The following is a 23,799-nucleotide window of genomic DNA, read 5'->3' on the forward strand; positions in this document are numbered from 1 at the left end:
GGAGGCAGCCGGGCGAGACAGGCAGGCGCGCTGGGGAGGCAGCCGGGCGAGACAGGCAGGCGCGCTGGGGAGGCAGCCGGGCGAGACAGGCAGGCGCGCTGGGGAGGCAGCCGGGCGAGACAGGCAGGCGGGCTGGGGAGGCAGCCGGGCGAGACAGGCAGGCGGGCTGGGGAGGCAGCCGGGCGAGGCGGGCGGGCGAGGCAACCGGCAAGGCAACCGGCCGAACTGGCACAACAACTCCCCGTCCCACCGGCACCGGCGCAACAACCCGAAGCGCCCCCACACACCGACCGGACCTCGGCCCCGGATCGCCCGCAAGGTCCGAACCGATGGGCAGCCCCGGACCCAGACCCGAGCCGATCTGGCCACCAACCCAACCGAAACCCGAACCGATGGACGAACCCGGACCGCCGGCGAGACCCGGGCCGATCCTTCCTCCCACCTCGACAGACCAACCCCGCCCGATCGGACAGGCAGCGATCGAACCGCCCCACCCCCAGCTGAGCGGTTCGCCGGCCTGCTCGCGGGTATGTCCGGCCGGTGATACCACGCATCGCACGGATGAGTCCTTCCCAACGCCGCCTCGCCCACGCCGGCCCGCAGCCCGCGCAGGGGTTTGTCAGCCGCTGGGTCATCGTCGACGGGTTGCGGCTGCACGTTCGTTCCCGGGATCATGCCGGGGCCGGCTGGCCTTGGGTTCTGCTGCACGGGCTTGCTGTTTCGCATCGGTATCTCATGCCGACCGCTGCCGCCCTCCATGACGGGCCGGTCCTTGTGCCGGATCTGCCCGGTTTCGGGTTGTCCGGTAAGCCGTCCCGGGCGTACGACGTCGGGCGGCATTGTGCGGCCGTCGCCTCGTGGCTGGACGCCGAAGGGATCGCCGGCGCTCGGGTGCTGGCCAATTCTTTCGGTTGTCAGGTCGCCGTGGAGCTGGCTGTTCGGCGGCCGGATCTGGTTTCCGCCCTTGTGCTGGTCGGGCCGACCGTTGATCCGGCCGCGCCGAGCGCCGCCGCGCAGGCTTTGCGGTGGGTGGCCGATCTGGTCTGGGAGGATCCTCGGCAGGCGCGGATCGTCGCCGGCGATGTGCGGGATGCCGGGGTGCGCCGGGTGCTGGCCACCCTGCGGTTGTCGGTGCGGCATCGGATCGACCAGCGGTTGCCGTCGGTGCGGGCGCCCGTGCTGTTCCTGCGGGGCCAGCGGGATCCGATCGCGCCGACGCGGTGGATCCGGCAGGCCGCGGGGCTGACCGCGGACGCCGCTTGCGGTGTGGTGCCGGCCGCCGCGCACAACGCGATCACCACCGCCGGAGCAGTGGTGGCCCGGCAGGCCATTGCCTTCACTGCCCGGGTCGCGACGCCGAATTAGATCATTGTCCGTGTTTCGGGCGTTGGTCGCCGGGCATCCCGCACGGGTCACGCAGCATCGCCCGTTTGAGACGAGGACTCCGTAATGGCAAAACGCCCCCGTAAGTCAGTGCCCGGCCCGGCCGCCATGGAGCCGGCGTCGACCACCCCGCTGGCCGGGGCGCTGGCGCCGGAGCAGGGCCTGCAGAGCGGCGAGTTCCTCACGACCGCGCAGGGGCTGCGGCTCAGCGACACCGATCACTCGCTCAAGGCCGGGCCGCGCGGGCCGTCGCTGCTCGAGGACTTCCACCTGCGGGAGAAGATCACCCACTTCGACCACGAGCGTATCCCCGAGCGGGTCGTGCACGCGCGCGGCGCCGCCGCGCACGGGGTCTTCCGGGCGTACGGCAGTGCCAAGTCGGTGACCAAGGCCGGGTTCCTGGCCGAGGCGGGCAAGGAGACCCCGGTCTTCGTGCGCTTCTCGACCGTCCTGGGCTCGCGGGGCTCCGCCGACACGGTCCGCGACACCCGTGGCTTCGCCGTGAAGTTCTACACCGACCAGGGCAACGTCGACCTGGTCGGCAACAACATCCCGGTGTTCTTCATCCAGGACGGCATCAAGTTCCCGGACGTCATCCACGCCGGCAAGCCGCACCCGGACCGGGAGATCCCGCAGGCGCAGTCGGCGCACGACACCTTCTGGGACTTCGTCTCGCTGCACACCGAGGCCACCCACCACGTCTTCTGGAACATGTCCGACCGCGGCATCCCGCGCTCGTACCGGACCATGGAGGGTTTCGGGGTGCACACCTTCCGCCTGGTCGACGCGGACGGCGGCACGCATCTGGTGAAGTTCCACTGGAAGCCGGTCGCCGGTGTGCACTCATTGGTCTGGGAGGAGGCGCAGATCGCCGCCGGAGTCGACCCGGACTTCCACCGCCGGGACATGGCCGACGCCATCGACGCGGGTGCCTTCCTCGAGTACGAGCTGGGCGTCCAGGTGATGCCGGACAGCGCCGAGGAGACCTTCGAGGGCATCGACCTGCTCGACCCCACGAAGATCGTCCCGGAGGAGCTGGCGCCGGTGCAGCCGATCGGCCTGCTGACGCTCAACCGCAACCCGGACAACTACCACGCCGAGACCGAGCAGGTCGCCTTCCACACCGGCCACCTGGTGCCCGGCATCGAGGTCACCAACGACCCGCTGATGCAGGCGCGGCTGTTCTCGTACCTGGACACCCAGCTGACCCGGCTCGGCGGGCCGAACTTCCCGCAGCTGCCGATCAACCGGCCGCACGCGCCGGTCAACGACAACCTGCGCGACGGCATGCACCAGACCGCCGTGCACCGCGGCATCGCGCCCTACCTGCCCAACAGCCTGGCCGGGGCCGAAGGCCCGGCGCCGGCGAGCGAGCCGGAGGGCGGCTTCGTGCACGTGCCGCGCCCGGTCGAAGGTGCGAAGGTACGGGCCAACCCGGTCTCCTTCGGCGACCACTTCAGCCAGCCGGCGATGTTCTACGCCAGCCTGCGCGAGGTCGAGCGGGTGCACGTCATCGAGGCCTTCACCTTCGAGCTGGGCAAGGTGTACGAGCAGCAGATCCGCGAACGCATGCTCGGGGTGCTGGCGAACGTGGACGCCGGCCTGTGCGCCGCCGTCGCCGAGGGTCTCGGGCTGCCGGCCCCGATCGGCGCGCCGGCCACCGACGTCGTACCGTCTCCCGCGCTGTCGCAGGTCACCGGCGTGCCGGGGCCGATCGCCGGGCGTGTCGTCGGGGTGGTCGCCGGGCCGAAGGCGGACCTGGCCGGCATCGGCAAGCTGCGCGAGGCGCTGGCGGCCCAGGGCGCGGTCCTGCGGGTCATCGCGTCGCACGGCGGCGAGCTGGTCAAGGGCGCGCGCAAGGAGATCATCGAGCGGACCCTGCTGACCACCCGGTCGGTCGAGTACGACGCGCTGCTGATCGCCGGCGGCGCCCGTGACCTGGCCGACGTCAAGCTGACCGTGCTGCTGCAGGAGGCGTTCCGGCACGCCAAGCCGCTCGGCGCCTGGGGTGACGGCGTCCAGGCGCTGCGCACCGCCGGCATCGCCACGGACGCGCCGGGCGTCCTGCTCGCCGACGGGATGACCTCGGCGTACCGCAAGCAGCTGAGCACCGCGCTCGGCCTGCACCGGGTCTGGGACCGCGCGCCGCTGGTCATGGCCGCGGCGTCGCCCACCGCGTAGCGACCCGGGCTGCCCTGCGCCGGGCCCCGGCTCAGCGCGCAGCCACACCGGGCTGCCCCTGCGCCGGGCCGCGGCTCAGCGCGGTGGCAGTTCCGGGGCCGGGCCCGGCTCAGGCCCGGAGCGCGTCGGCCGCCGTGGCGACCACCCGTTCGGCGTCCCGGCAGGCCTGCGGGAACCGGTCGGCGGGCACCGGGTGGCTCAGCACGAAGCCCTGGGCGTACTCGCAGTCCATCTCGCGCAGCCGCAGCAGCGCCGCCACGTCCTCGACGCCCTCGGCCACCACCGACAGCCCCAGGTTGTGGCCGAGGTCGATCGCGCTGCGCACCATCACCGCGTCCGGGGTGCCGGGGCTCAGGTCGCGGACGAACGTACGGTCGATCTTCAGCTCGTCGGCCGGCACCCGGCGCAGCTGGGCCAGCGAGCTGAACCCGGTGCCGAAGTCGTCGACGGACACGCTGACGCCGTGCTCGCGGATCTCGTGCAGCGCGCGGACCGCGCGTTCCGGGTCGGCCATGATGCTGGTCTCGGTCAGTTCCAGGCAGAGCAGCTGCGGCGGCAGCCCGGCGTCGGTGACCGTGCTCAGCGACCGGGCGACAAAACCGGCGTCGATCAGGCAGCCCGGCGACACGTTCACCGCCACCCGGTACGGCTCCCCCGCCCGCCACCAGTCGGCCGCCTGCCGGACCGCCAGGCTCAGCAGGTGGTCGGTCAGCCGGATCTCCAGCCCCCGGCTCTCCGCGACCGGCAGGAACGTGCCCGGCATCAGCAGCCCGCGGCTGGGGTGCGCCCAGCGGACCAGCGCCTCGGCGGAGGTGACCACGCCGTCGCTGAGGCGTACCTGGGGCTGGTAGTAGAGCTGGAGCTGACCGCCCGGGTCGCCGCTGTCGAGCAGCGCCCGCAGGTCGGCGAAGAGCTGCATCCGGTCGGGGGTCTCGGCGTCCTGGGCGGCGTCGTAGACGGCGACCCCGCCGCCGTTGCCCTTGGCCCGGTACATCGCCGCGTCGGCGTGCCGGAACAGCTCGTCGCCGGCGCCGTGCAGCGGGCCCAGCGCGATGCCGAGGCTGCCGCTGATCGCCGCCTGGCCCTCGTCCAGCAGGAAGTCCCGGCGCAGGGCCGCGACCAGCCGGTCGGCCAGCTCGGTCGCGGCCGTCACCCCGGCGACGTGCGGCAGCAGTACGGCGAACTCGTCGCCGCCGAGCCGGGCCACCACGCCGCCGGCGCCGACACCGTCGGCCAGCCGCCGGCCGGACTCGAGCAGCACCAGGTCGCCGGCGTGGTGGCCGAGGGTGTCGTTGACGGCCTTGAAGCCGTTGAGGTCGATGACCATCAGCGCCACCTGATGCTCGCCGGTGGCGGGCAGGCCGCCGAGGGCGCTGAGCAGCCGCTGGCCGAACAGGGTGCGGTTGGGCAGGCCAGTGAGCGGGTCGTGCAGGGCCAGGTGCCGGCTCGCCGCGGCCTGGTCGACCAGCCGGCGCTGGTAGCTCAGCACCAGGCGCAGGATCATGCCGACCAGGGTCAGCCCGACGCCGAAGCCGACCGAGGTGCCGACGAGCAGCCGCAACTGGGTCCGGCGCAGCGCGGCGACCTGCGCCTGCGCGGCGTCGTGGTAAGCCCGGGACACCACGTCCACGTCGTCCTGCAGCGTGTAGAAGGCCGGCGTCACCTCCAGCCGGTCGAGCTGGGCGTGCCCGGGGTCGCTGTCCGCGATCATCGCGAGCAACCGCTCCGCGAGGACCTGGTACGCGGCCTGCTCGTCGCGCAACCGCAGCGCGTCGGCCCGGGCCTGCCCGGAGTCGTCGGTGGCGATCTGCGCCAGGGTGTCGTTCGCGGTGCGCGCGACCTGGTCGAAGCGCTGCCGCACGGCGACGGAGGGTTCGACCTGGTAGTGCCGCAGGTTCACCTCCTGCATCGCGATCGCGATCCGCGCCTCGGAGAACAGCGAGTCCACGACCAGCGCGTGGCTCTGCTGCTCGGTGGCCCGGGTGGTGTGCACGGTGCCCTGGATGACGTACCCGGCGAGCGCGAGCAGCACCGCCGCGAGGGCAGCCGTCATCGCGACACTGCGTCCCCGGATGCGCCTGATCACGGCGCTCTATTCGGCAGCGTGGCGCGCCGGTGAAGGCGAACGGGCTCAGGTGCCCGCGCCCGGTACCGATGGGATCCATGAGGACAGGGACGGGGTGTGGTCGCATGCGCAGCCGACAGCTGCTTTCCGGCGTCGTCGTGGCGGTCGTGCTGGCCGCCCTGGCCGGCTGCGGCGGGAGCGGGCAGACGTCCGCGAGCCCGCCCGCGGCGTCCGCCGGCACGATCCGGCTCGGCACGCTCGTCCCCCTCACCGGCCGCAGCAGCCCCTCCGGCGAGGCCATGGTCAACGCCGCCCAGCTGGCGGTCCGCGAGGCCAACGCGGCCGGCGGCGTGCTGGGCCGGCAGGTCGAGCTGATCGTCAAGGACGACGCCTGCGACCCCGGCACCGCGGTGACCGCCGCCCGGACGCTGGTCGGCAAGGACGTGGTGGCCTCGGTCGGCGGCTACTGCAGCAGCGCCACCGTGCCCACCCTGAAGATCTTCCGGTCCGCCGGGGTGCCGATGATCGTGGCGCAGTCCACCTCGACCGACCTGCTCGCGCCCAGGTACGACAGCGTCTTCCTGATCTGCGGCACGGTCATCGCGGAGGCGGACTTCGCGGTGGCCTGGATGAAGCGGGTCGGCGGCGCCCGGCTCGCGGTGGTGCACGACGGCACCAGCTTCCCGGTCACGCTGGCCGAGTCGGCGGCGGCCGCCGCCCGGCGCACCGGCGACCTGGCGGTGACCGGCGAGTTCGAGCTGAGCCAGGGTGCGAAGAGCTACGCCCGGATCGCCCGTTCGGTGCTGGCCGACCGGACCGACGTCGTCTACTTCACCGGCTACTACGCCGAGGCCAACCAGCTCATCAAGGACCTGCGCGACGCGGGCTTCACCGGCCGGATCGTCGTCGGGGACGGCGCGACCGACGGCCCCCTGCTGGCCGGCCTGACCGCGGCGCAGTCACGCGAGGTGTACGGCACCGCCCTGATCTTCCCGGAGTTCCTGCCCGAGCTGGCGGACTGGTCGCAGCGCTACCAGGCGGCGTTCGGCACGGCGCCGGGCCCGTCGACGGTCGAGGCGTACGACGCGGTGAACGTCGCGCTCGACGCGATCAAGCGGGCCGGCAGCACCGACCGGGAGGCGGTCCGCAAGGCGATCGCCACGACGAAGCTGCAAGCGATGAGCGGCCCGCTGAGCTTCAACACCGACGGCACCCGCAACACCCCGAAGTTCCTGCTGCTGCGGGCGGACAACGGCAAGTTCCGGCTGGATCCCACGGCCGGCTGAGGCTCGGCTTCAGGGGCGGCGGTAGATGCTGATCGAGTGGCCGACCTCGTCGACCGGCTCGCCGCTGGTGCTCAGCAGGGTCTTCAGCCGGCCGGTGGCCTTGGCGACCGCACTGTCGGAGACCACGAGCAGCCCGTGCACGTCGCCCGGCGGCACCTTGAGCGGGTTCGCAGCCGTGATGCCGTACTCGGCGGGCAGGCCGGCGCCCTTGTACACCAGCCAGACCGGCTGGCCGGGGTACCGTTCGCGCAGCCGGTCGGCGAGCCGGCCCAGGTCCTGGCCCCAGTCGACGTTCGAGTCGTGCAGCCGCAGGTGGGTCTGCGACGGCCCGCCGAACGCCTCGTTGGAGTACGGCAGGTAGTACGGGAACGTGCGCACCGAGCTGACCGCCACGAACAGCGCCAGCGCCGCCGCGGTGAGGTGGGCCCAGCGCCACCGCAGCGCCGGCACCGCCGCCGCGCCGACGGCCAGGAAGAGCGGCAGGAAGATCGCGTACCGGGTGCCGAAGTCGCGGGCGCCGGTCATCGCCACGGCGAACAGCACCGCGGACGGCAGCAGCAGGTACAGGGCCGCGATCCGCAGCCGGGGCACCGTCAGCATGGCCGCCGCGCCCGCCGCCCACAGCACCAGCAGGCCCAGCGGCGTCTTCACCAGCATCGCCGCGGGCAGGTAGTACCAGAGCGAGCCCTCGTACCGGCGGCCGAACAGGAAGCCGCTGCGCTCGAACTCCTCGAAGCCGAACTGGATCCGCATCCCGTCCCGGTACGGCTCGGGGAACGGCATCAGGTCGACCACCAGCCCGCGCAGCCCCTCGACCACCGGCATGCCGGTCGGGGTGAGGAACCGCAGGGTGGGGTCGACGACGAGGTAAACCACCCAGACCACGGCGACCGCGATGGCGGCGAACCCGGCCGCGGCCGCCACCCCGCGCAGCCGTTTCACCGCCAGGAAGGCCAGCAGCACCAGCACCGGCACTGCGGGCAGCACGCTCATCCGGGTGGCCAGCGCCGCGCCGAGCGCCACCCCGGCCAGCGGGAGGTAGAGCAGCGGGCGACCCCGGGCGCGCCAGAGCAGCCAGACGGCGGTGAGCAGGAAACCCGCCGCCGGCACGTCGAGCGTCGCCAGCGAGCCGTGCGCGATCACGTCGGGTGAGAAGGCGTACAGGGCCAGCGCCAGCAGCCCGCCGGTCGGGCCGGCGAGATCGCGGGCGAACGCGAACACGACCAGCCCGAACAGCAGCGTCAGGATGATCATCGGGAGCCGGGCCGCGAACATCAGCTCGTACGGGTCGTTGCCGGCCCGGTACAGCACGTGCCGGCCCAGCGCGGTCTGGTTGCCGCGGTACGCCGGGTCGAGCTCCGGCTGCGCGAACACCAGCCCGGCCGCCATGATCAGCTTGCCCAGCGGCGGGTGCTCCGGGTTGTACCGCAGGCTGTGCTGCTGGACGTAGGTGACCGCGGCGCCGACGTACACCGGCTCGTCGATGGTCGGGGTCTGCTGCACCGCGGTGACCACCATGGCCGCCGCCATCTGCCCGAGCAGCACCACGATGAGCAGGGCGAACAGCCACCTGCGGCGGGCCCGGGGGCGGGCCGGGGCGGTGGTTGGCGGCTCGTCGAGGTCCACGGTCACCCGGAAAACCTATCCGGGCCGCCGGGCGGGTTGCCGCGGCGAGGGCACTGACTACGCTTTCGGTATGTGCCGAAACATTCGCCAGCTGCACAACTTCGAGCCGCCGGCCACGCCCGACGAGGTCCGCGCCGCCGCCCTGCAGTACGTGCGCAAGGTCGCCGGGTCGACCAACCCGTCGCAGCGCAACCAGGCCGCGTTCGACCGGGCCGTGGCCGCCGTCGCGGCCGCGACCGAGGAGCTCCTCGCCGAGCTGGTCACCACCGCGCCGCCGAAGGACCGCGAGATCGAGGCCGCCCGGGCCCGCGAACGCGCGGCCAAGCGGTACGCCTCCTGACCGCGCTCAGCCACGCCGCAGCGACGCGCCGGTGAGCGTGAGGTACCAGGCCGAGCCGGTGAAGCCCGGCCCGGTCTCCTCGCCGATGTAGACGTCGACGTGCTTGCTGCCGCCGAGGCCGGGGGTGAACTCGTCGGTCACGCGCCAGTGAGCCCGGCGCAGCGCCGCGCAGACGGCGGCGGGCGGGGCGGCGCCGTCGACCTTCCCGCAGCCGGCGATCCGGAATGCGGTGCCGCGCGGCAGCACCCCGGGGTCCGCGGCGGCCGACACGAACGGGCGCAGCGGCGCGCCGGCGGTGTCCCGGGCCGCGGTGTCCAGCCAGTAGCCGACGTCGTAGGACCAGTTCAGGTAGCGGCCGTCGGAGGTACGCCCGGTGCCCTCGTCCCGGACCGCCGCGACGAAGTCGGCGGGATACTCCCCCAGGTCGGCATCGCCGTACGCGCAGTCGAGGCCGCGGCAGCCCGTCACGCGCTCCGGCGTGCCGTGGTGGAAGCGCTGCACCGCGGTGTAGTAGACCGTGACCTCCCACCCCCCGCTGACCGCGGCGGATGCGGACGAGGACCGGGCCGGGGCCGGCCGGGAGGACGCCGGTGGGGCGGAGGCCGGCGCGGACGGGTAGCCGGGGGTGGCCCAGGCGCCGAACGACGGCCGGGGCAGGACGGTCGGTGCGGCGGCCGGCGCCCCGCCGCCACAGCCCGCCAGCAGCACCAGCGCCGCCGGCACGAGGCAGAGCCGCATGTCAGCAGCATGCCAGCCGGCCGCCGGCCCGCGCCGTTGGTTAAGAGTTGTCTTATATAAGTCTCAGCTGACAAAATGCGGGGGTGCACGCCTTTGATGTCCTCGGCGACCCGGTCCGCCGCCGCATCCTGGAGCTGCTGGCCGACGGCGAGCAGCCCTCCGGCGCCGTCACCGAGGTCATCCGGGCCGAGTTCGGCATCTCCCAGCCGGCCGTCTCCCAGCACCTCAAGGTGTTGCGGGACAACGGCTTCGCCAGCGTACGGCCGGACGGCGCGCGCCGGCTCTACGCGGTCGACGACACCGCCCTGCGCGAGGCCGACGCCTGGCTGAACCGGTTCCGCCGGTTCTGGACGCCGCACCTGGACGCGCTGGCCACCGAGCTGGCCCGCGGCAAACGGCAGCGGCGGCTGGCCGCCCGCGACGACGATCGGAGCGACGGATGAGCCTGTACCTGTTCGCGGGGGTCGCCGTCACCGACCTCGCCGCCGCCACGGCCTGGTACGAGAAGCTGTTCGGCGCGCCGCCGACGTTCCTGCCGAACGACACCGAGGCGGTGTGGGACCTCGCCGACCACCGCGCGGTCTTCATCGAGCAGCGGCCCGAGCACGCCGGCCACGCCCGGCACACCCTGTTCGTCGACGACCTCGAGACGGTCGTCGCCGGGATCGCCGGGCGCGGGCTGGAACCCGCCGACCGGGAGACCTACGGCAACGGCGTCCGCAAGGTCAGCTACCGCGACCCCGACGGCAACAAGATCGACTACGGCGGCGCGCCGTTCTGAGCCCGCCGCCGGGTCAGCCGGCCACCCCCGGCGCGCGGCCGCGGCGCGGGACACCGCCGGCGGCCAGCGCGGACACCAGGTCCTCGCGGGCCCGGGCCACCCGGGACCGGATCGTCCCCACCGGACAGTCGCAGACCTCGGCCGCCTCCGCATACGACAGGCCCAGCAGCTGGGTGGCCACGAAGGCCTCCCGCCGCTCGTCGCTCAGCCCGCCCAGCAGGTCACGCAGGGCCAGGTCGTCCTCGAAGCGCGGCCGGTCCGCCAGGGTCGCCGCGTCGGCGGCGCCCTGCCAGTCGTCGACCCGGGCCAGCCGCGGCCGGGCCACCGCCGCCCGGACGTGGTCCACCGCGACCCGCCGGGCGATGGTGTAGAGCCAGGTGCGGGCGCTGGACCGGCCGGCGAAACCGGGCAGGCTGCGCAGCGCCCGCAGGTAGGTCTCCTGGGTCAGGTCGTCGAGGTCGGCGGGGCCGGCGAGGTGGTGCAGGAACCGGCGCAGCTGCCGCTGGGTGGCGCGGACGAACGCCGCCGCCGCGGCCGGGTCGCCCCGGCCGGCGGCGAGCGCCCAACCCGTCACCTGCTCATCGGTCACCGCGCGGCGGTGGGCTGACCCGAGCGCCGGTACGCGAGCAGGCCGAGCACCAGCGCGGCGAGCCCCAGCCCGATGCCGACCAGGCCGGCCCAGGTCCCGTTGCCGTCCGGCTCGGCCGCACCGGAGGCGGTGACCGAGGGCCCGCCGCTGCTGGTGGCGGCGGCCGGGGCATCGGCGACCGCGGCGGCCGGCGTGAGCTTGAGCACGGGGGCGGGCTTCTCCGGCTCGGTGCCGTCGGTGGCCGGCTCGTCGATCCACCGCACCACCGTGCCGTCCGAGTACGTCTGCAGCGCCTTGAACACCACCTGCGGCACCTCGGGCAGCGGGCCGAGCGACACGTCGAACTCCTGGAACTGACCCGGCTTGATCGCGGCGTCCCCGGCGGCCGTCCAGGTGATCTTGGTGACCGCCTCGGTGAGCTGGGTGCCGTGCGCCTCGATCGGCTTCGCCAGCTTCGACTTCACCGGCGCCGCGGTCCAGCCGGCGACCGGCTTGAGCGACACCGAGGCGAACGGTGTGTCGGCCGGCAGGTTGACCTCGACCTTGGTGGTGCTGTCGGTGTCGCTCTCGTTCGGCACGCGGAACGTGACCTTGGCGTAGCCACCCTGCACCGCAGTGTTCGGGTTCACCGTGACGTGCGCGGACGCGGGCACCGCGAGGGCGAGGGTGAGCGCGGCGACCGTCCCGGCCACCGCGGCCGAACGCTTCAACAGGGACATCGGGAACCTTCCGTCGGACCCGGCCGGGGCGCCGGGCACGGTCATTGGTCGGTGCCCGCGCCGGAAAAGTTCCGGCGATCTCCGCTACCCCGGCAGCACCCGGCTCTCGGCGGCCGGCAGGGGCCGCCACCAGCGGTCGTAGCGGCGGTAGACCCGCGGCTCCCGGGCGGCGACCAGCGCGGTCATGGTCCGGGCCTCCGCGGCCAGGCCCGCCCAGGCCTCCTCCGGCAACCGGTGGAACGCCCTGGCCTCGATGCCGTCCTCGACCGGGCGCCACACGCCGGCCACGTGACCGTCGACCAGCAGCGTCGGCAGCACGTCGCCGTTGGCCTGGATCACCAGCCTGCGGTACTCCGGCGGCAGCACCCGCGAGCGGTCGGCGTACGCCAGCAGGATGCTGTCCCACATCGCCATCAGCCGGGGCGGGGCCGGGACGTCCTCGGCGGGGAGCGGGCCGCCCGGGACGTCGTACAGCACCGCGCCGTCCGGGCCCTCGAACTGCGCCAGGCCGTCGGCGAGGCCGGCCAGCGCCGCGCGCGCCCGGGACCGGGGCACGAAGGCGAACTGGGCCAGGTCCGCCACCGACGCCGGGCCGAAGCCCGCCAGGTACCGCAGGGCCAGCGTCCGCAACGCCGCCGCCGCGGCCGCCGGATCCACGCCGACGGCCGGCAACCCCGAGGCGACGTACGACGGCCGGGTGCCGAACATCCACGGCGCGCCGGTCGGGGCGTGCAGCAGCGGCGCGTACGCCCGCAGCGCCGGCCACGCACCCGGCTCGGGCAGGGCGCCGAGCCGGTCCCGCAGCCAGCCGTCCATCTCCACCCCGGTACGCGGCTGCCCGGCGAACAGCAGCAGCTCCGGGACCACGGTGTCGGCGTCCGCGGCGGGGAGCACGTTCGCCACGAACCGCGGGTGCAGCCGGGCCGCCCGCACCGACGGCTGCACGGCCGTCCGGAACGCCGCGAAATCACCGGCGTGCACGGCGTGCAGGGTGACCCGCATCAGCGTCGCCTTGAGCACGGCCCGGCCGGTGAACGCCTCGTCGAGCGCCACGGGATCGAAGTCCTCGATCCGGTTGGTCAGCGCCACGTACGGCGAGGCCGCGTGCTGCGCCTGCAGGGCCACGACGCGGCGTACCGCCTCCGGGACCGGCAGCCGCTCCCGGGCCAGCAGCAGCTGACGGGCCAGTGTGGACCGGTTGAGTGCCCGGGCGCTTATCCTCATCCCGGCATCCTCACCCGTGCGGTGGCGGCACGGCGAGCCACCGGGTCAGGCGCCCGGCAGGCGGACGTCCACGCGCAGGCCGGGTGGCGGCGTGGTGCCGCGCAGCAGCACCGTGCCGCCGTGCCGGCGGACCAGCTCGCGGACGATCGCCAGGCCCAGCCCCGAGCCGCCGGCGTCGCGGGCCCGGGCGTCGTCGAGCCGGGTGAACCGGTCGAACACCCGCTCGCGGTCCGCCGCCGGGATGCCCGGCCCGTCGTCCGCGACCGAGATCATCCGGTACGCGCCGTCCGCCGCCACCGTGAGCCGCACCGCCGAGGCCGCATGCCGGACGGCGTTGTCCAGCAGGTTCGCCACCACCCGGCCGAGCGCGTCGCGGTCACCCCGGGTGCGCACCGGCACCGCGGGCCGCTCGTACTGCACGGCCGGGTAGCGGGCCGCGATCTCGCCGAGCAGCTGGCCCAGCTCCACGGTCTCGGCCTGCCGGGTCAGCGCCCGGGTGCTGCCGTCGTCGGCCCGGGCCAGCAGCAGCAGGTCGTCGACCAGGCGGCTGAGCCGGTCCACGTCGGTGAGCAGGTCGTCGGCGAGCGCCGGCCAGTCGGTGGTGTCCGGCAGCCGCTGCGCCACCTCCAGCTCGGTGCGCATGTTGGTCAGCGGGCTGCGCAGCTCGTGCGCGGCGTCCGCGACGAAGGCGCGCTGGCGTCCCCGGGCCGCGTCGAGGCGGTGCAGCATGCCGTTCAGCGTCACCGCGAGCCGGTGGATCTCGTCGCGCGAGTCCGGCACCGGCAGCCGGTCGGAGCGGGTCCCGCCGGTGATCTCCTCCGCGCCCGCCCGCAGCGCCTCGACCGGGCGCAGCGTCGCGCCCATCACCCGCCAGGCCACCAGCGCCAGCAGCGCCACCAGCGGCGGGAACGTGATCAGCAGCGTGGTGCGCAGCAGCCGCACGCTCTGGGTCAGGTCGGCGGTCGGGCGCGCCACCAGCACCCGCACCGGGTCGCTCGCCGGCCCGGCCGCCACCGCGACCACCCGGACCCGGCCCTCGAAGCCGATCCGGTTGCCCGGGATGAACTGGCCCTGCCGGTCGCCGAGCGCGTCCAGCTCGTCCGGGTAGAGGATCGGCACGAGCCGGTCGGCCCCGGCGGACACTGCGCGCACCCGCTCCCGGGCGTCGACGACCTGCACCCGTACGGTCGGCGCGGCCGGCAGCGGATCGCTCAGCGTGCCCGCGTTCACCAGCTTGGCGACCTCGTCGGCGGTCAGCAGCGCCTCGCTGTTGGCGGTGCGCAGCAGCGCGTAGTTCATCGTCGCCACCAGCACCACGCCGCCGCCGGCCAGCCCGACGAAGAGCACCACCACCGACACGAGCAGCAGCCGCGCCCGCAGGCTCAGCCGGCGCAGCCAGGCCACCGCTCAGGACCCGTCGACGGCGGCCAGCCGGTAACCGGCGCCGCGGACCGTCTCCAGCCGGTCCCGGCCGATCTTGCGGCGCAGGTAGCCGACGTAGACCTCGACCGCGTTCGCGGCGGTCTCCAGCGCGGCGTCCCAGACGTGGTCGAGCAGCTCGGTCTTGGAGACGACCTCGCCCGGACGGCGCAGCAGGTATTCCAGCAGGGCGAACTCGCGCGCGGTCAGCGCCACCTCGGCGCCGGCCACGGTGACCTTGCGCTGCGCCGGGTCGAGTTCCAGATCGCCGTGGCGCAGCACCGCCGGGCGTTCCGGGGTGCCCCGCCGCAGCAGCGCGCGCAACCGGGCCAGCAGCACCACGTACGAGAAGGGTTTGGTCAGATAGTCGTCGGCGCCGCAGTCCAGGCCGTCGGCCTGGTCGTACTCGCCGTCCTTGGCCGAGAGCATCAGCACCGGCAGCCAGTGCTCCTCGGCCCGCAGCTGGCGCACCACCCGGTAGCCGGACAGCCGGGGCAGCATGACGTCGAGGATCATCGCGTCGTAGTCGCCGTGCCGGGCCATCTCCAGCCCGTCCTGACCGTCGCCGGTCACGTCCACCGCGAACCCCTCGGCCTGCAGGCCCCGCTGCAGGGCAGCCGCGAGCCGCGCCTCGTCCTCCACCACCAGCAACCGCACTCCACTACCTTGGCATGTGCGGGGCAACCCTTAGGGGACGTTCTCAGCGGCGTCACAGGCCGCCCGGCGCACGATGGTCGCAGACAACGGGAGGTGCTCATCGTGAGTGTGTTCAGGTCAAGGCCCGCGCTGCGCTGGTTGGTTCCGGCCGCGGCAGCGGTGGTCGTCATCGGTGGCGGCGCCGCGGCGGGCACGATCGTCGCCAGCGCGGACCCCTCGCTGCCCGAGCGCAGCGCGGCCCAGCTGCTGGTCGACGTGCAGAACGCCAAGGTCGACGGCTTCTCCGGCACGGTCGTGCAGACGGCCGACCTGGGGCTGCCGGCGCTGCCGGGGGTCACCAGCGGAGCCGACGGCGCCGAGCTCATGAAGCTGGTCGCGGGCAGCAACACCGCACGGGTCTGGTACGCCGGCGAGGACAAGGCCCGGATCGCGCTGATGGGCACGCTCGGCGAGACCGACGTGATCCGCAACGGCTCCGACGTGTGGATGTGGCGCAGCGCCGACAGCTCGGCGACGCATTTCAAGCTCCCCGCCGACCGGGCCGGCAAGGTGGACCGCAAGCCCACCGCGCTGCCCTCGGGTGTGCCGTCGACGCCGCAGGAGGCCGCCGACGCCGCCCTCGCCGCGATCGACCCGACCACGGCGGTCACCACGACCGGCGCGGCCAAGGTCGCCGGGCGGGACGCGTACGAGCTGGTGCTCACGCCGCGGGACACCGCCTCGCTGGTCGGCCAGGTGCGCCTGGCCATCGACGCGGAGCAGCACATCCCGCTGGGCGTGGACGTGTACGCCAAGGACGCCAACGACCCGGCCGTCCGGGTGGCGTTCCAGCAGGTCAGCTTCGAGGTGCCGGACGCCGAGCAGTTCACCTTCAACCCGCCCCCGGGCACCAAGGTGACCGAGCCCAGCGCCGAGGACCTCGCCAAGGAGCACAACAAGGCGATCACGCCGGAGGCCGCCAAGGAGGCCGAGAAGCAGGCCGCCGAGGCCGGCACCAAGGTGGTCGGCACGGGCTGGACGTCGGTGCTGGTGGCCAAGCTGCCGACCGGTGACGACGCCAAGTCCGGCGAGGCCGGCGGCGCGGCAGCCGGGCAGCTGGAGGCCGTGATCGGCGCGCTGCCGAAGGTCAGCGGCAGCTGGGGCAGTGGGCACCTGCTCACCAGCGCCCTGTTCAGCGCACTCGTCACCGACGACGGCCGGATCCTCGTCGGCGCGGTGGCCCCGGAGAAGCTCTACGAGGCAGCCGGGAAGTGACCGACCTCGCGGTCGCCACTCAGGGGCTGACCAAGCGGTTCGGCAGCCAGGTCGCGGTGGACACCGTCGACCTGGCTGTCCCCCGCGGAGCGGTCTACGGCTTCCTCGGCCCGAACGGCTCGGGCAAGACCACCACGATCCGGATGCTGCTCGGGCTGATCGGCGCCAGCGCCGGCCGGCACGAGCTGCTCGGCGCGGCGATGCCCGAGCACGCCGCCGAGGTGCTCCCCCGGGTCGGCGCGCTGGTCGAGGGGCCCGGGTTCCATCCGTACCTGTCGGGGCGGGACAACCTGCGGCGGATCGACGCGGCCGACCGCAGCGCCGAGGCCCGCACCGCCGACGCCCGGATCGCCGGGGCGCTGGACCGGGTCGGGCTGGGCGCCGCGGCCGGCAAGCGGTACCGCACCTACTCGCTCGGCATGAAGCAGCGGCTGGCCATCGCGGCCGCCCTGCTGGTGCCGCGGGAGCTGCTCATCCTGGACGAGCCGACCAACGGCCTGGACCCGCAGGGCACCCGCGAGGTGCGCGCGCTGGTCGGGTCGCTGGCCGCGGAGGGCGCGACGGTGCTGCTCAGCACCCATCTGCTGGCCGAGGTCGAGCAGGTCTGCACGCACGTCGGCGTCATGCACCGGGGCAAGCTGGTCGCCCAGGAGCCGCTCGCCCAGCTGCGCTCGGACGCGGCGCCGCGGGCCCGGGTGCTGACCGACCAGCCGGCGCAGGCCGCCGCGGTGCTGCGCACGCTGGGCCTGACCGAGGTCGCCGAGAGCGCGGCCGAGGCCGCCGGTCAGCTCGGCGCGGTCGCCCCGGAGAAGGTGGTGGCCGCGCTGGTGCACGACGGGATCGCGGTACGCGGGTTCGCCGTCGAGTCACCCAGCCTCGAGGACGTGTTCGTCTCCCTGACCGGAAGAGGCTTTGATGTCAGCGGTTGAGGTGACCGGGGTGCCCGCCACCCCGGTACGCCGGGTGTCGTCCCGGTTCCTGCGCTCCGAACTGCGGCTGATCGCGGTCCGCCGGCGCAACCAGGTGGGGCTGGCCGCGCTGGCGGCCGTACCGGTGGTGCTGGCGGTGGCGATGAAGGTGGCCGCGCCGGACACCAGCGACCGCCCCGGCGGCGGCCCGGACTTCTTCACCCAGATCACCGGCAACGGGTTCTTCGTGGCGCTGGCCGCGCTCGGTGTCGAGCTGGGCCTGTTCCTGCCGATCGCGATCGCGATGCTGGCCGGCGACGCGGTCGCCGGCGAGGCGAACCAGGGCACGCTGCGCTACCTGCTGACCGTGCCGGTCGGCCGGATCCGGCTGCTGGCCGTCAAGTACGCGGGCATCGTCGCGGGCGCGTTCCTGGCCCCGCTGGTGGTGGCGGTCACCGGGCTGGTGATCGGGCTGATCCTGTTCGGCGGCGGGGACGTCACGCTGCTGTCGGGCAGCCAGGTCGGCTTCGGCGAGGCGCTGCTGCGGCTGCTCGGCGTCTGCCTGTACCTGGGGGTGTGCCTGTCGGCGCTGGGCGCGGTCGGGCTGTTCCTGTCCACGCTCACCGAGCAGCCGATGGGCGCCACCATCGCGCTGACCATGCTGACCGTGGCGAGTTTCGTGCTGCTGCAGATCCCGCAGGTGGACTGGCTGCATCCGTACCTGCTGACCCGGCACTGGCAGGACTTCGGCGAGCTGCTGCGCGACCCGGTGTCGTTCGGCGCGCTGACGCCGGGGCTGCTGTCGGCCGGCGCCTACATCGTGGTGTTCCTGTCGGCGGCGTGGGCCCGGTTCGCCGGGCGCGACGTCACGAGCTGAGTCACGCGGAGCGCCGGGCGCGCTTGCCGCGGGCCAGCTGGACGGCCCGGCCGTACCGCTCGGTGAGCGCGGCGGCGACCTCCGCCGTGACGTCGCCCTCGACGCGCACCGCGCACGCCGCCGGATCCACCCGCAGGGTGTAGCCGGCGGCCTGGAGCAGCACGGCGCTCACCCCGGCCCGGACGCTCTCCAGCTCGGCGAAGCTCGTGTCGCAGGTGACCACGCGGTGCTTGCGGCCGGCCAGCGCCGGGCGGATGGCCGCGACGGCGGCGTCCGGGTTCACCCCGGCGGCGACCACCACGACCAGGGTGCCGTCCGGGTCGGTGCCGAGCCCGACGAAGCGGCGGCGGTCGGCGGCGATCCGGTCGTCGAGGTCGGTGCCGGGCCGGCCGGCCACCGAGACCTGGATCGTGCTGCCCCGCCCGACCACCGCGCCGGCCGCGGGATGGACCGCCACCACCGTGCCGGGCGCCTGCCGGGCCCGGGGCCGGTAGCTCAGCACGGCCACCACGCCCGCGTCGCCGGCGAGCTTGTCGACCAGCAGGACGTGCCGGCCGACCAGGTCGGGGACGGTGGTGCCCGCGACGCTCGGCGGGTCGGCGCGGCGCCGGGACGCGGGCACGGCGCGGGCGGCGAGCAGGGAGAACGAGCCGAGCAGGACGGCGGAGCTGAGCAGCGTCCACGACGGGCGGGCCGGGCGGCAGGACATGGCGGACCTCCGGGATCGCACGGGGGCAGTACGGGCTTGGACGCGCGGGCGCGCGAGCCGGGTTCCGCCGCGCCCCGCGGACGGCACATCCCGTGCCTCAGCAGGCCCGGCGGTAGCCTCCGGACCGTGGACGACACGGCATCGATCTTGGGAGGACACCGCTCATGGCGTACGTGACCTGCGATCTCGGGGTCTCCGCGGACGGCTTCGTGGCCGGACCCCGGCAGAGCCTCGCGGACCCGCTCGGCGAGGGCGGCGAGCGGCTGCACCGGTGGATGTTCGAGACCCCGCAGGAGAACACCGCCGAACTCGAGGCGATCACCGCCGCCGACGCGTTCATCATGGGGCGCAACATGTTCGGTCCCGGGCGCGGCGACTGGGATCCGGAGTGGAGCGGCTGGTGGGGTGCGGATCCGCCGTACCACAAGCCGGTCTTCGTGCTGACCCATCACCCGCGCGCCGACCTGGTGATGCAGGGTGGCACCACGTTCTGCTTCGTCACCGGCGGTCTGCCGGAGGCGGCCGCCCGCGCCCGCGAGGCCACCGGCGACGGCCGGATCGCCGTCGCCGGTGGCGCCTCCACCGTGCACCAGGCCCTGGCCGCCGGCCTCATCAACGAGCTGCGGCTGCACGTGGCCCCGGTCCTGCTCGGTGCGGGCGAGCGCCTCTTCGCCGGGATCCCGCCCCTGGCGCTGGAGCAGATCTCCGGCCGCTCGGCGTCGCTCGTCACCCACATCACCTACCGGGTGCTCCCCCCGTCTGCGTGAGCACCCGGTCCATGACGCCGGCGAAGAGGTCCGGCTGCTCCAGGAACGCCCGGTGGCCGCCGGTCGGCACCACGGTCAGCTGCTTGGCGGGTGCCCGCAGCGCCTGGTACCAGGGGGTGAAGAGGTCGGCCAGGCCGCGCATCTCGTGCGCGCCCTGGACGAAGTAGACGGGCACCTCCAGCCGCGGCACGTCCGCGCGCAGGTCCACGTCCCGCATGTCCGGGTAGAGCACGCTCCAGGTGTCCAGCACGGCGTTGAGCGTGTGCACCTTCTGCAGCAGGGTGGACTCGGAGGCGCCGAGGCCGGCGAAGGGGTCGCCGGCACCCTCGGCGTTGCCGGTGTGGTCGTAGTCGTAGACCTCGTTCTCGTACAGCATGATCGGCTCGTAGGCGTACACGTCGCGGTACGGCGGCGGGCCCTGTGCGGTGAGCGTGCGGGCGAGCGCGTCCCGGCCGGTGGCCCGCGCCCAGGCCAGGATGTCGGCGTAGAAGATCCGGTCGCCGGCGGTGAGGTCGACCGCCTGCCCGGTGCCGACGTACGCCCGGTACAGCTCGGGCCGCCGCTGCACCGCCAGCACGCCGAGGATCGAGCCGCCGGAGTGCCCGAGCAGATAGATCTTGTCCTGGTGGAAGCGGCGGCGCAGCGCCTCGGTCACCGCGACGACGTCGTCGACCGCGGTCTCCAGCGTCACGGTCGCGGTCGGGTCCAGCGCGGGATAGGACGAGCCGCCGCCGCGCCGGTCCAGGGTCACCACCACGAACCGGCGTTCCAGCTGCGCCAGGTGCCGGCGGGCGGCGCCCAGCTCGGACCCGCCGGGCGCCCCGGGCACGAACAGCAGCACCGGCGCGGTCCGGTCGGCGCCCCGGATCAGCGCGCCGAGCCGGTGCCCGCCCGCGTCGATCCGGCTCAGCTCGGCGATGCCCCGCTCCCCCGCGACGGCCGGCGTCCGCGCCGGTACGGCCACCGCCACGGTCACCAGCAGCAGGAACGCCGTCAGCAACCCGGTCGCGCCCCGGCGGGCGTACCGCAGGCTCCGCCGTCCCCCCGCCACCTGGCCACGCCGCGCGTAGCCGGCGCCGTACGCCGCGGCCAGCGTCATCGGCAGCACCGAGAGCAGCCAGTGCACCCCGCGCCCGGCGACCAGCACGACAAAGCCGAAGGCGCTCGCCCGCGGCGCGTCCACCGACGGCCCGGCCACCCGCAGCCGCAGCAGCTCCACCGCCACCACGAAGATCGCCGGCGCGACCAGCATCGACCACCGCGACCGGCTCAGCCACCCGGCCGGCGCGCCCACCGCCACGCTCAACCCCACCGACCACAGTGCCTGGTTGATCGTCAGCGGCCCGCGCGGCATCCACCAGCCCGCGACGATCCCCCAGCCGGCCACCGCACCCGTCCACCCCACCCGTCTGACCATGGCCCCGAGCCTGGTGCCCGCGGCCGCCCCGGCACATCGGACCTCGGATCCGGTACCCACCCCTACTTCGGTAGGGGGCGCGGGTGACTTCCGGCAGTGCCCCCGCGGGCCGGCGGATCGTAGGCTCGGCGGATGGCCGGCCTGGTGTTCACATTGCTCGTCCCCGATCCGGCGGGAAGCCGCCGGTCGGCGGCCCGGGACCGGCTGGCCGACGCCGTCGCGGTCACGGTGGCGCTGATGTACGGCGCCCTGATGGTGCCGCTGGGTGACGCCACCCGGGAGGGCGCGCCGCTGCCGTGGGTCGCCGACGTCGCGCTCGGCGTGCTCTGCTGCGCCGCGCTGCCGCTGCGCCGCCGCCGGCCGGTCGGGCTCACCGTGGCCCTGCTGGCGGTCAGCATGGTGTCGGTGATGGCGACCGGCGCGGCCATCGTCGCGTTGTTCACCGTCGCGATCCACCGGCGCGGCCCGGTCGCGCTGGCGCTGGGCGCGGCGTTCGTGCTGGTCGTGCCGGTGTACTTCGTCCTGCACGACAACCCGGAGTTCCCGGTCTGGGTGGACCTCGCGATGCGCACGGTGACCGCTGCCGGGGCGCTGGGGTGGGGGATGTTCGTGCGGGCGTACCGGCGGCTGACCGGGTCGCTGCGCGAGCACGCCGCCCGGCTGGAGGCTGAGCAGGGCATGCGGGTCGACCAGGCCCGGCTGACCGAGCGGGCCCGGATCGCCCGGGAGATGCACGACGTGCTGGCCCACCGGATGTCGCTGGTCAGCCTGCACGCCGGGGCGCTGGAGGTGCGCACGGACGCCCGGCCGGAGGAGGTGGCGATCGCGGCGGGGGCGATCCGGGCCAGCGCCCACGAGGCCCTGGAGGAGTTGCGCGGGGTGATCGGGGTGCTGCGGGAGGGCACGGTGGGCCGCCCGGAACCGCCGCAGCCCGGCCTGGCGGACCTGCCGGACCTGGTGGACAGCGCCCGGGCGATGGGCATGACGGTGAGCTGCACGTGCGCGGTGCCGGCGGCGGGGCCGTCGGTGGTGCTGGGGCGGACGGCGTACCGGATCGTGCAGGAGGGGCTGACCAACGCGCGCAAGCACGCGCCGGGGACGGCGGTGCGGGTGCTGCTGGACGGCGCGCCCGGCGCCGAGCTGCGCATCCGGATCACGAACCCGGGCCGGGCGCCGGCCGCCGGGCCCGCGGTGCCGGGCGCGGGGGTGGGCCTGATCGGGGTGACCGAGCGGGCGGCGCTGGCCGGCGGGGTCGTGGAGTACGGCCCGCACGGCGACGAGTTCCGCCTGGAAGCCCGCCTGCCATGGCCGGCCTGACCCGCCCACCCGGCGACCCGGGCGGCGACCCGGCCGGCGGCTCGGCCGGCTGCTCGGGCGGCGGCTCGGGCGGCGGCTCGGGCGGCGGCTCGGGCGGCAGGGCGTGGTGACCGTGGATGGGGGCCGGGGGCGGCCGATCCGGCTGGCGATCGTGGACGACGATCCGCTGGTGCGGGCCGGGCTGCGGATCCTGCTCGGCGGGTCGCCGGACATCGAGGTCGTCGCCGAGGCCGCCGACGGCGCGCAGGCCGCCGCGCTGGCCGACGCGCACTGGCCCGACGTGGTGCTGATGGACATCCGGATGCCGAAGGTGGACGGGCTGGCCGCCACCCGGCGGCTGCGGGCCCGGCCGGCGCCGCCGCAGGTGATCGTGCTGACCACGTTCCACGCCGACGAGCACGTGCTGGACGCGCTGCGGGCCGGGGCCAGCGGCTTCCTGCTCAAGGACACCCCGCCGCGGGACATCATCGAGGCGGTGCGGGCGGTGGCCGGCGGCTCGGCCACGCTGTCGCCGGCGGTGATCCGGCAGCTGATCGACCACGTCGCGGATCCCGCGGCCGGCCCGCGCCGCGACCGCGCCCGGGCCCGGCTGACGGCGCTGACCGAGCGGGAGCGTGAGGTGGCGCTGGCGCTGGGCCGGGGCTGGTCGAACGCGGAGATCGGCACCGAGCTGGTGATGAGCCTGCCGACGGTCAAGGGGCACGTGTCGCGGGTGCTGGCCAAGCTCGGCCTGAACAACCGGGTCCAGGTCGCGCTCCTGGTGCACGACGCCGAGCTGCTCTGAGGCGTTACCGGGCGGCTTCCGCCCGGTAACGACGGACCCAGTCCTCGTTGAGCCGGTCGGCCTGGCGCCGGTGGCGGGGCCGGACCGGCCGGCCCGCGGCCGGGTCGAGGCCCAGGTGGGCGAGGATCCCGCGGGTGCCGCCGGCCAGGTCCGCGGTGAGGCGCTCATACGTGATCTCGTACGGGGTGACGCCGTACCGGTCGAACCAGGCGCGCCACGCCGCGTTGTGCCCGGCGATGGTGGCGAGCAGCCCGGTGATGGCGTCGGCGTCGTACCGCGGCCGGCCGCCCGTGCCGCCGGGGTCGCCGGTCCACCACGTCCGGGTCTGCTCCGCGCGCAGCCAGGACACCGCCTGGGCCAGCACGTCCTCGCGCCACAGGTACACGAAGCGGGACGCGCCGAACGTCGATTCCAGCACCGCCAGGTCCGCGCCCGCGGTGCCCGGCGCCAGCTTGGCCACCACCTCGTCGAGGGTGCCCCACATCAGCTTCGCGCCGAAGACGCCGTTCGGGGTGGTGCCTGCCGCCCGCGCCGCCCGCACGAAGGCCGGATAGTCGTCCGGGCCGTTGATGCCCCACCGGTCGGCCCACCGCTGCTCGTCCGGCTCCCGGAAGTACGCCTCGGGCCGGCCGGCCAGCCCGGTGGACTCCAGCAGGCCCAGGAGCAGGGAGCTGCCCGTGCGCGGCGTCGCGCAGACAAAGTAGGACTCGATCACGAGCACCAGCCAAGCCCCCGGTGACCCGCGGGACAACCGTTTT

Annotated in this window: 24 protein-coding genes; 13 read left to right on the forward strand and 11 right to left on the reverse strand. The window is 74.7% G+C overall.

Annotation, left to right across the window (positions count from 1 at the left end; translation table 11 throughout):
* Positions 1-645: 645 nt before the first annotated feature.
* Positions 646-1,365, forward strand: a complete 720-nt coding sequence (locus ACIBQZ_RS03595) for an alpha/beta fold hydrolase (protein ID WP_396086872.1) — start codon at positions 646-648, stop codon at positions 1,363-1,365.
* A gap of 84 nt (positions 1,366-1,449) precedes the next feature.
* Complete coding sequence (locus ACIBQZ_RS03600) at positions 1,450-3,564, forward strand: catalase (RefSeq protein ID WP_396086873.1); 2,115 nt, start codon at positions 1,450-1,452, stop codon at positions 3,562-3,564.
* 109 nt (positions 3,565-3,673) lie between these two features.
* Here ACIBQZ_RS03600 and ACIBQZ_RS03605 read toward each other — a convergent pair whose 3' ends face one another.
* Positions 3,674-5,617 (reverse strand): putative bifunctional diguanylate cyclase/phosphodiesterase, encoded by a 1,944-nt coding sequence (locus tag ACIBQZ_RS03605; RefSeq protein WP_396086874.1) that lies wholly within the window; start codon positions 5,615-5,617, stop codon positions 3,674-3,676.
* 137 nt (positions 5,618-5,754) lie between these two features.
* On the opposite strand from ACIBQZ_RS03605, the gene ACIBQZ_RS03610 reads away from it, so the two are divergent.
* Entirely contained in the window at positions 5,755-6,915 is a 1,161-nt protein-coding gene (locus ACIBQZ_RS03610; protein ID WP_396086875.1) for a branched-chain amino acid ABC transporter substrate-binding protein, read from the forward strand.
* A gap of 9 nt (positions 6,916-6,924) precedes the next feature.
* Here the strand turns inward: ACIBQZ_RS03610 and ACIBQZ_RS03615 are convergent, their stop codons facing one another.
* The gene (locus ACIBQZ_RS03615) at positions 6,925-8,547 is read right to left on the reverse strand and encodes an ArnT family glycosyltransferase (protein ID WP_396086876.1); all 1,623 of its coding nucleotides are present in this window, start codon (positions 8,545-8,547) and stop codon (positions 6,925-6,927) included.
* Between the two features lie 64 nt (positions 8,548-8,611).
* On the opposite strand from ACIBQZ_RS03615, the gene ACIBQZ_RS03620 reads away from it, so the two are divergent.
* On the forward strand, positions 8,612-8,881 hold the full coding sequence (locus ACIBQZ_RS03620; RefSeq protein WP_396086877.1) for a DUF2277 domain-containing protein: 270 nt from the start codon (positions 8,612-8,614) through the stop codon (positions 8,879-8,881).
* Between the two features lie 6 nt (positions 8,882-8,887).
* Here ACIBQZ_RS03620 and ACIBQZ_RS03625 read toward each other — a convergent pair whose 3' ends face one another.
* Entirely contained in the window at positions 8,888-9,619 is a 732-nt protein-coding gene (locus ACIBQZ_RS03625) for a hypothetical protein (RefSeq protein WP_396086878.1), read from the reverse strand.
* An 83-nt stretch (positions 9,620-9,702) separates the two neighbouring features.
* Between ACIBQZ_RS03625 and ACIBQZ_RS03630 the strand changes: the two genes are divergently transcribed.
* On the forward strand, positions 9,703-10,062 hold the full coding sequence (locus ACIBQZ_RS03630; RefSeq protein WP_396086879.1) for an ArsR/SmtB family transcription factor: 360 nt from the start codon (positions 9,703-9,705) through the stop codon (positions 10,060-10,062).
* Positions 10,059-10,400: a VOC family protein gene (locus ACIBQZ_RS03635; RefSeq protein WP_396086880.1), complete on the forward strand. Its 342-nt coding sequence runs from the start codon at positions 10,059-10,061 to the stop codon at positions 10,398-10,400. Before ACIBQZ_RS03630 ends, ACIBQZ_RS03635 begins: the two co-directional genes overlap by 4 nt.
* Before the next feature lie 13 nt (positions 10,401-10,413).
* Here ACIBQZ_RS03635 and ACIBQZ_RS03640 read toward each other — a convergent pair whose 3' ends face one another.
* From ACIBQZ_RS03640 to ACIBQZ_RS03660, 5 genes are all read right to left on the reverse strand, one after another.
* Entirely contained in the window at positions 10,414-10,989 is a 576-nt protein-coding gene (locus ACIBQZ_RS03640) for a sigma-70 family RNA polymerase sigma factor (RefSeq protein WP_396086881.1), read from the reverse strand.
* On the reverse strand, positions 10,986-11,708 hold the full coding sequence (locus ACIBQZ_RS03645; protein WP_396086882.1) for a YcnI family protein: 723 nt from the start codon (positions 11,706-11,708) through the stop codon (positions 10,986-10,988). The genes ACIBQZ_RS03640 and ACIBQZ_RS03645 overlap by 4 nt, the downstream gene beginning before the upstream one ends.
* Positions 11,709-11,792: 84 nt before the next feature.
* A complete protein-coding gene (locus tag ACIBQZ_RS03650) occupies positions 11,793-12,932 on the reverse strand; it encodes a winged helix DNA-binding domain-containing protein (RefSeq protein ID WP_396086883.1) in 1,140 nt (379 codons plus the stop codon).
* 45 nt (positions 12,933-12,977) lie between these two features.
* The gene (locus ACIBQZ_RS03655; RefSeq protein WP_396087353.1) at positions 12,978-14,297 is read right to left on the reverse strand and encodes an ATP-binding protein; all 1,320 of its coding nucleotides are present in this window, start codon (positions 14,295-14,297) and stop codon (positions 12,978-12,980) included.
* Positions 14,298-14,339: 42 nt separating this feature from the next.
* A complete protein-coding gene (locus ACIBQZ_RS03660) occupies positions 14,340-15,008 on the reverse strand; it encodes a response regulator transcription factor (protein WP_396086884.1) in 669 nt (222 codons plus the stop codon).
* A 102-nt stretch (positions 15,009-15,110) separates the two neighbouring features.
* On the opposite strand from ACIBQZ_RS03660, the gene ACIBQZ_RS03665 reads away from it, so the two are divergent.
* Genes ACIBQZ_RS03665 through ACIBQZ_RS03675 form a run of 3 tightly spaced genes read left to right on the forward strand, consistent with a single transcriptional unit; the run spans position 15,111 to position 18,047 of the window.
* Complete coding sequence (locus ACIBQZ_RS03665; protein WP_396086885.1) at positions 15,111-16,262, forward strand: outer membrane lipoprotein carrier protein LolA; 1,152 nt, start codon at positions 15,111-15,113, stop codon at positions 16,260-16,262.
* Positions 16,259-17,191 (forward strand): ABC transporter ATP-binding protein, encoded by a 933-nt coding sequence (locus ACIBQZ_RS03670; protein ID WP_396086886.1) that lies wholly within the window; start codon positions 16,259-16,261, stop codon positions 17,189-17,191. Before ACIBQZ_RS03665 ends, ACIBQZ_RS03670 begins: the two co-directional genes overlap by 4 nt.
* Positions 17,178-18,047, forward strand: coding sequence for an ABC transporter permease (locus ACIBQZ_RS03675; RefSeq protein WP_396086887.1), 870 nt, complete (start codon positions 17,178-17,180; stop codon positions 18,045-18,047). Before ACIBQZ_RS03670 ends, ACIBQZ_RS03675 begins: the two co-directional genes overlap by 14 nt.
* Position 18,048: 1 nt before the next feature.
* On the opposite strand, the gene ACIBQZ_RS03680 is transcribed toward ACIBQZ_RS03675, so the two are convergent.
* Entirely contained in the window at positions 18,049-18,756 is a 708-nt protein-coding gene (locus ACIBQZ_RS03680; protein ID WP_396086888.1) for a PASTA domain-containing protein, read from the reverse strand.
* A 164-nt stretch (positions 18,757-18,920) separates the two neighbouring features.
* Between ACIBQZ_RS03680 and ACIBQZ_RS03685 the strand changes: the two genes are divergently transcribed.
* Positions 18,921-19,523: a dihydrofolate reductase family protein gene (locus tag ACIBQZ_RS03685; RefSeq protein ID WP_396086889.1), complete on the forward strand. Its 603-nt coding sequence runs from the start codon at positions 18,921-18,923 to the stop codon at positions 19,521-19,523.
* On the opposite strand, the gene ACIBQZ_RS03690 is transcribed toward ACIBQZ_RS03685, so the two are convergent.
* On the reverse strand, positions 19,492-20,940 hold the full coding sequence (locus tag ACIBQZ_RS03690; protein WP_396086890.1) for an alpha/beta fold hydrolase: 1,449 nt from the start codon (positions 20,938-20,940) through the stop codon (positions 19,492-19,494). The genes ACIBQZ_RS03685 and ACIBQZ_RS03690 overlap by 32 nt on opposite strands.
* 132 nt (positions 20,941-21,072) lie before the next feature.
* Between ACIBQZ_RS03690 and ACIBQZ_RS03695 the strand changes: the two genes are divergently transcribed.
* From ACIBQZ_RS03695 to ACIBQZ_RS03705, 3 genes are read left to right on the forward strand one after another with little or no spacing between them, the layout of a single operon-like run.
* Positions 21,073-22,257 carry a sensor histidine kinase gene (locus tag ACIBQZ_RS03695; RefSeq protein ID WP_396086891.1) on the forward strand — a complete coding sequence of 395 codons (1,185 nt, stop codon included), beginning with the start codon at positions 21,073-21,075 and terminating at the stop codon, positions 22,255-22,257.
* Positions 22,245-22,367, forward strand: coding sequence for a hypothetical protein (locus ACIBQZ_RS03700; protein WP_396086892.1), 123 nt, complete (start codon positions 22,245-22,247; stop codon positions 22,365-22,367). Before ACIBQZ_RS03695 ends, ACIBQZ_RS03700 begins: the two co-directional genes overlap by 13 nt.
* On the forward strand, positions 22,364-23,041 hold the full coding sequence (locus ACIBQZ_RS03705) for a response regulator (RefSeq protein WP_396086893.1): 678 nt from the start codon (positions 22,364-22,366) through the stop codon (positions 23,039-23,041). The genes ACIBQZ_RS03700 and ACIBQZ_RS03705 overlap by 4 nt, the downstream gene beginning before the upstream one ends.
* 4 nt (positions 23,042-23,045) lie before the next feature.
* Here the strand turns inward: ACIBQZ_RS03705 and ACIBQZ_RS03710 are convergent, their stop codons facing one another.
* Positions 23,046-23,756: a Stf0 family sulfotransferase gene (locus ACIBQZ_RS03710; protein WP_396086894.1), complete on the reverse strand. Its 711-nt coding sequence runs from the start codon at positions 23,754-23,756 to the stop codon at positions 23,046-23,048.
* Positions 23,757-23,799 lie beyond the last annotated feature (43 nt).

This window comes from Actinoplanes sp. NPDC049599, from assembly GCF_044465625.1.
In the GTDB taxonomy this organism is placed as follows: Bacteria; Actinomycetota; Actinomycetes; order Mycobacteriales; family Micromonosporaceae; genus Actinoplanes.

Excerpts from the sequence above, each read along its gene's own strand:
- ACIBQZ_RS03650 (WP_396086883.1), bottom strand. The coding sequence starts at position 12,932 with ATGAGGATAAGCGCCCGGGCACTCAACCGGTCCACACTGGCCCGTCAG.
- ACIBQZ_RS03600 (WP_396086873.1), top strand. The coding sequence starts at position 1,450 with ATGGCAAAACGCCCCCGTAAGTCAGTGCCCGGCCCGGCCGCCATGGAG.
- ACIBQZ_RS03605 (WP_396086874.1), bottom strand. The coding sequence starts at position 5,617 with ATGACGGCTGCCCTCGCGGCGGTGCTGCTCGCGCTCGCCGGGTACGTC.
- ACIBQZ_RS03645 (WP_396086882.1), bottom strand. The coding sequence starts at position 11,708 with ATGTCCCTGTTGAAGCGTTCGGCCGCGGTGGCCGGGACGGTCGCCGCG.
- ACIBQZ_RS03680 (WP_396086888.1), bottom strand. The coding sequence starts at position 18,756 with ATGTCCTGCCGCCCGGCCCGCCCGTCGTGGACGCTGCTCAGCTCCGCC.
- ACIBQZ_RS03695 (WP_396086891.1), top strand. The coding sequence starts at position 21,073 with ATGGCCGGCCTGGTGTTCACATTGCTCGTCCCCGATCCGGCGGGAAGC.
- ACIBQZ_RS03675 (WP_396086887.1), top strand. The coding sequence starts at position 17,178 with ATGTCAGCGGTTGAGGTGACCGGGGTGCCCGCCACCCCGGTACGCCGG.
- ACIBQZ_RS03700 (WP_396086892.1), top strand. The coding sequence starts at position 22,245 with ATGGCCGGCCTGACCCGCCCACCCGGCGACCCGGGCGGCGACCCGGCC.
- ACIBQZ_RS03610 (WP_396086875.1), top strand. The coding sequence starts at position 5,755 with ATGCGCAGCCGACAGCTGCTTTCCGGCGTCGTCGTGGCGGTCGTGCTG.
- ACIBQZ_RS03620 (WP_396086877.1), top strand. The coding sequence starts at position 8,612 with ATGTGCCGAAACATTCGCCAGCTGCACAACTTCGAGCCGCCGGCCACG.
- ACIBQZ_RS03635 (WP_396086880.1), top strand. The coding sequence starts at position 10,059 with ATGAGCCTGTACCTGTTCGCGGGGGTCGCCGTCACCGACCTCGCCGCC.
- ACIBQZ_RS03685 (WP_396086889.1), top strand. The coding sequence starts at position 18,921 with ATGGCGTACGTGACCTGCGATCTCGGGGTCTCCGCGGACGGCTTCGTG.
- ACIBQZ_RS03690 (WP_396086890.1), bottom strand. The coding sequence starts at position 20,940 with ATGGTCAGACGGGTGGGGTGGACGGGTGCGGTGGCCGGCTGGGGGATC.
- ACIBQZ_RS03625 (WP_396086878.1), bottom strand. The coding sequence starts at position 9,619 with ATGCGGCTCTGCCTCGTGCCGGCGGCGCTGGTGCTGCTGGCGGGCTGT.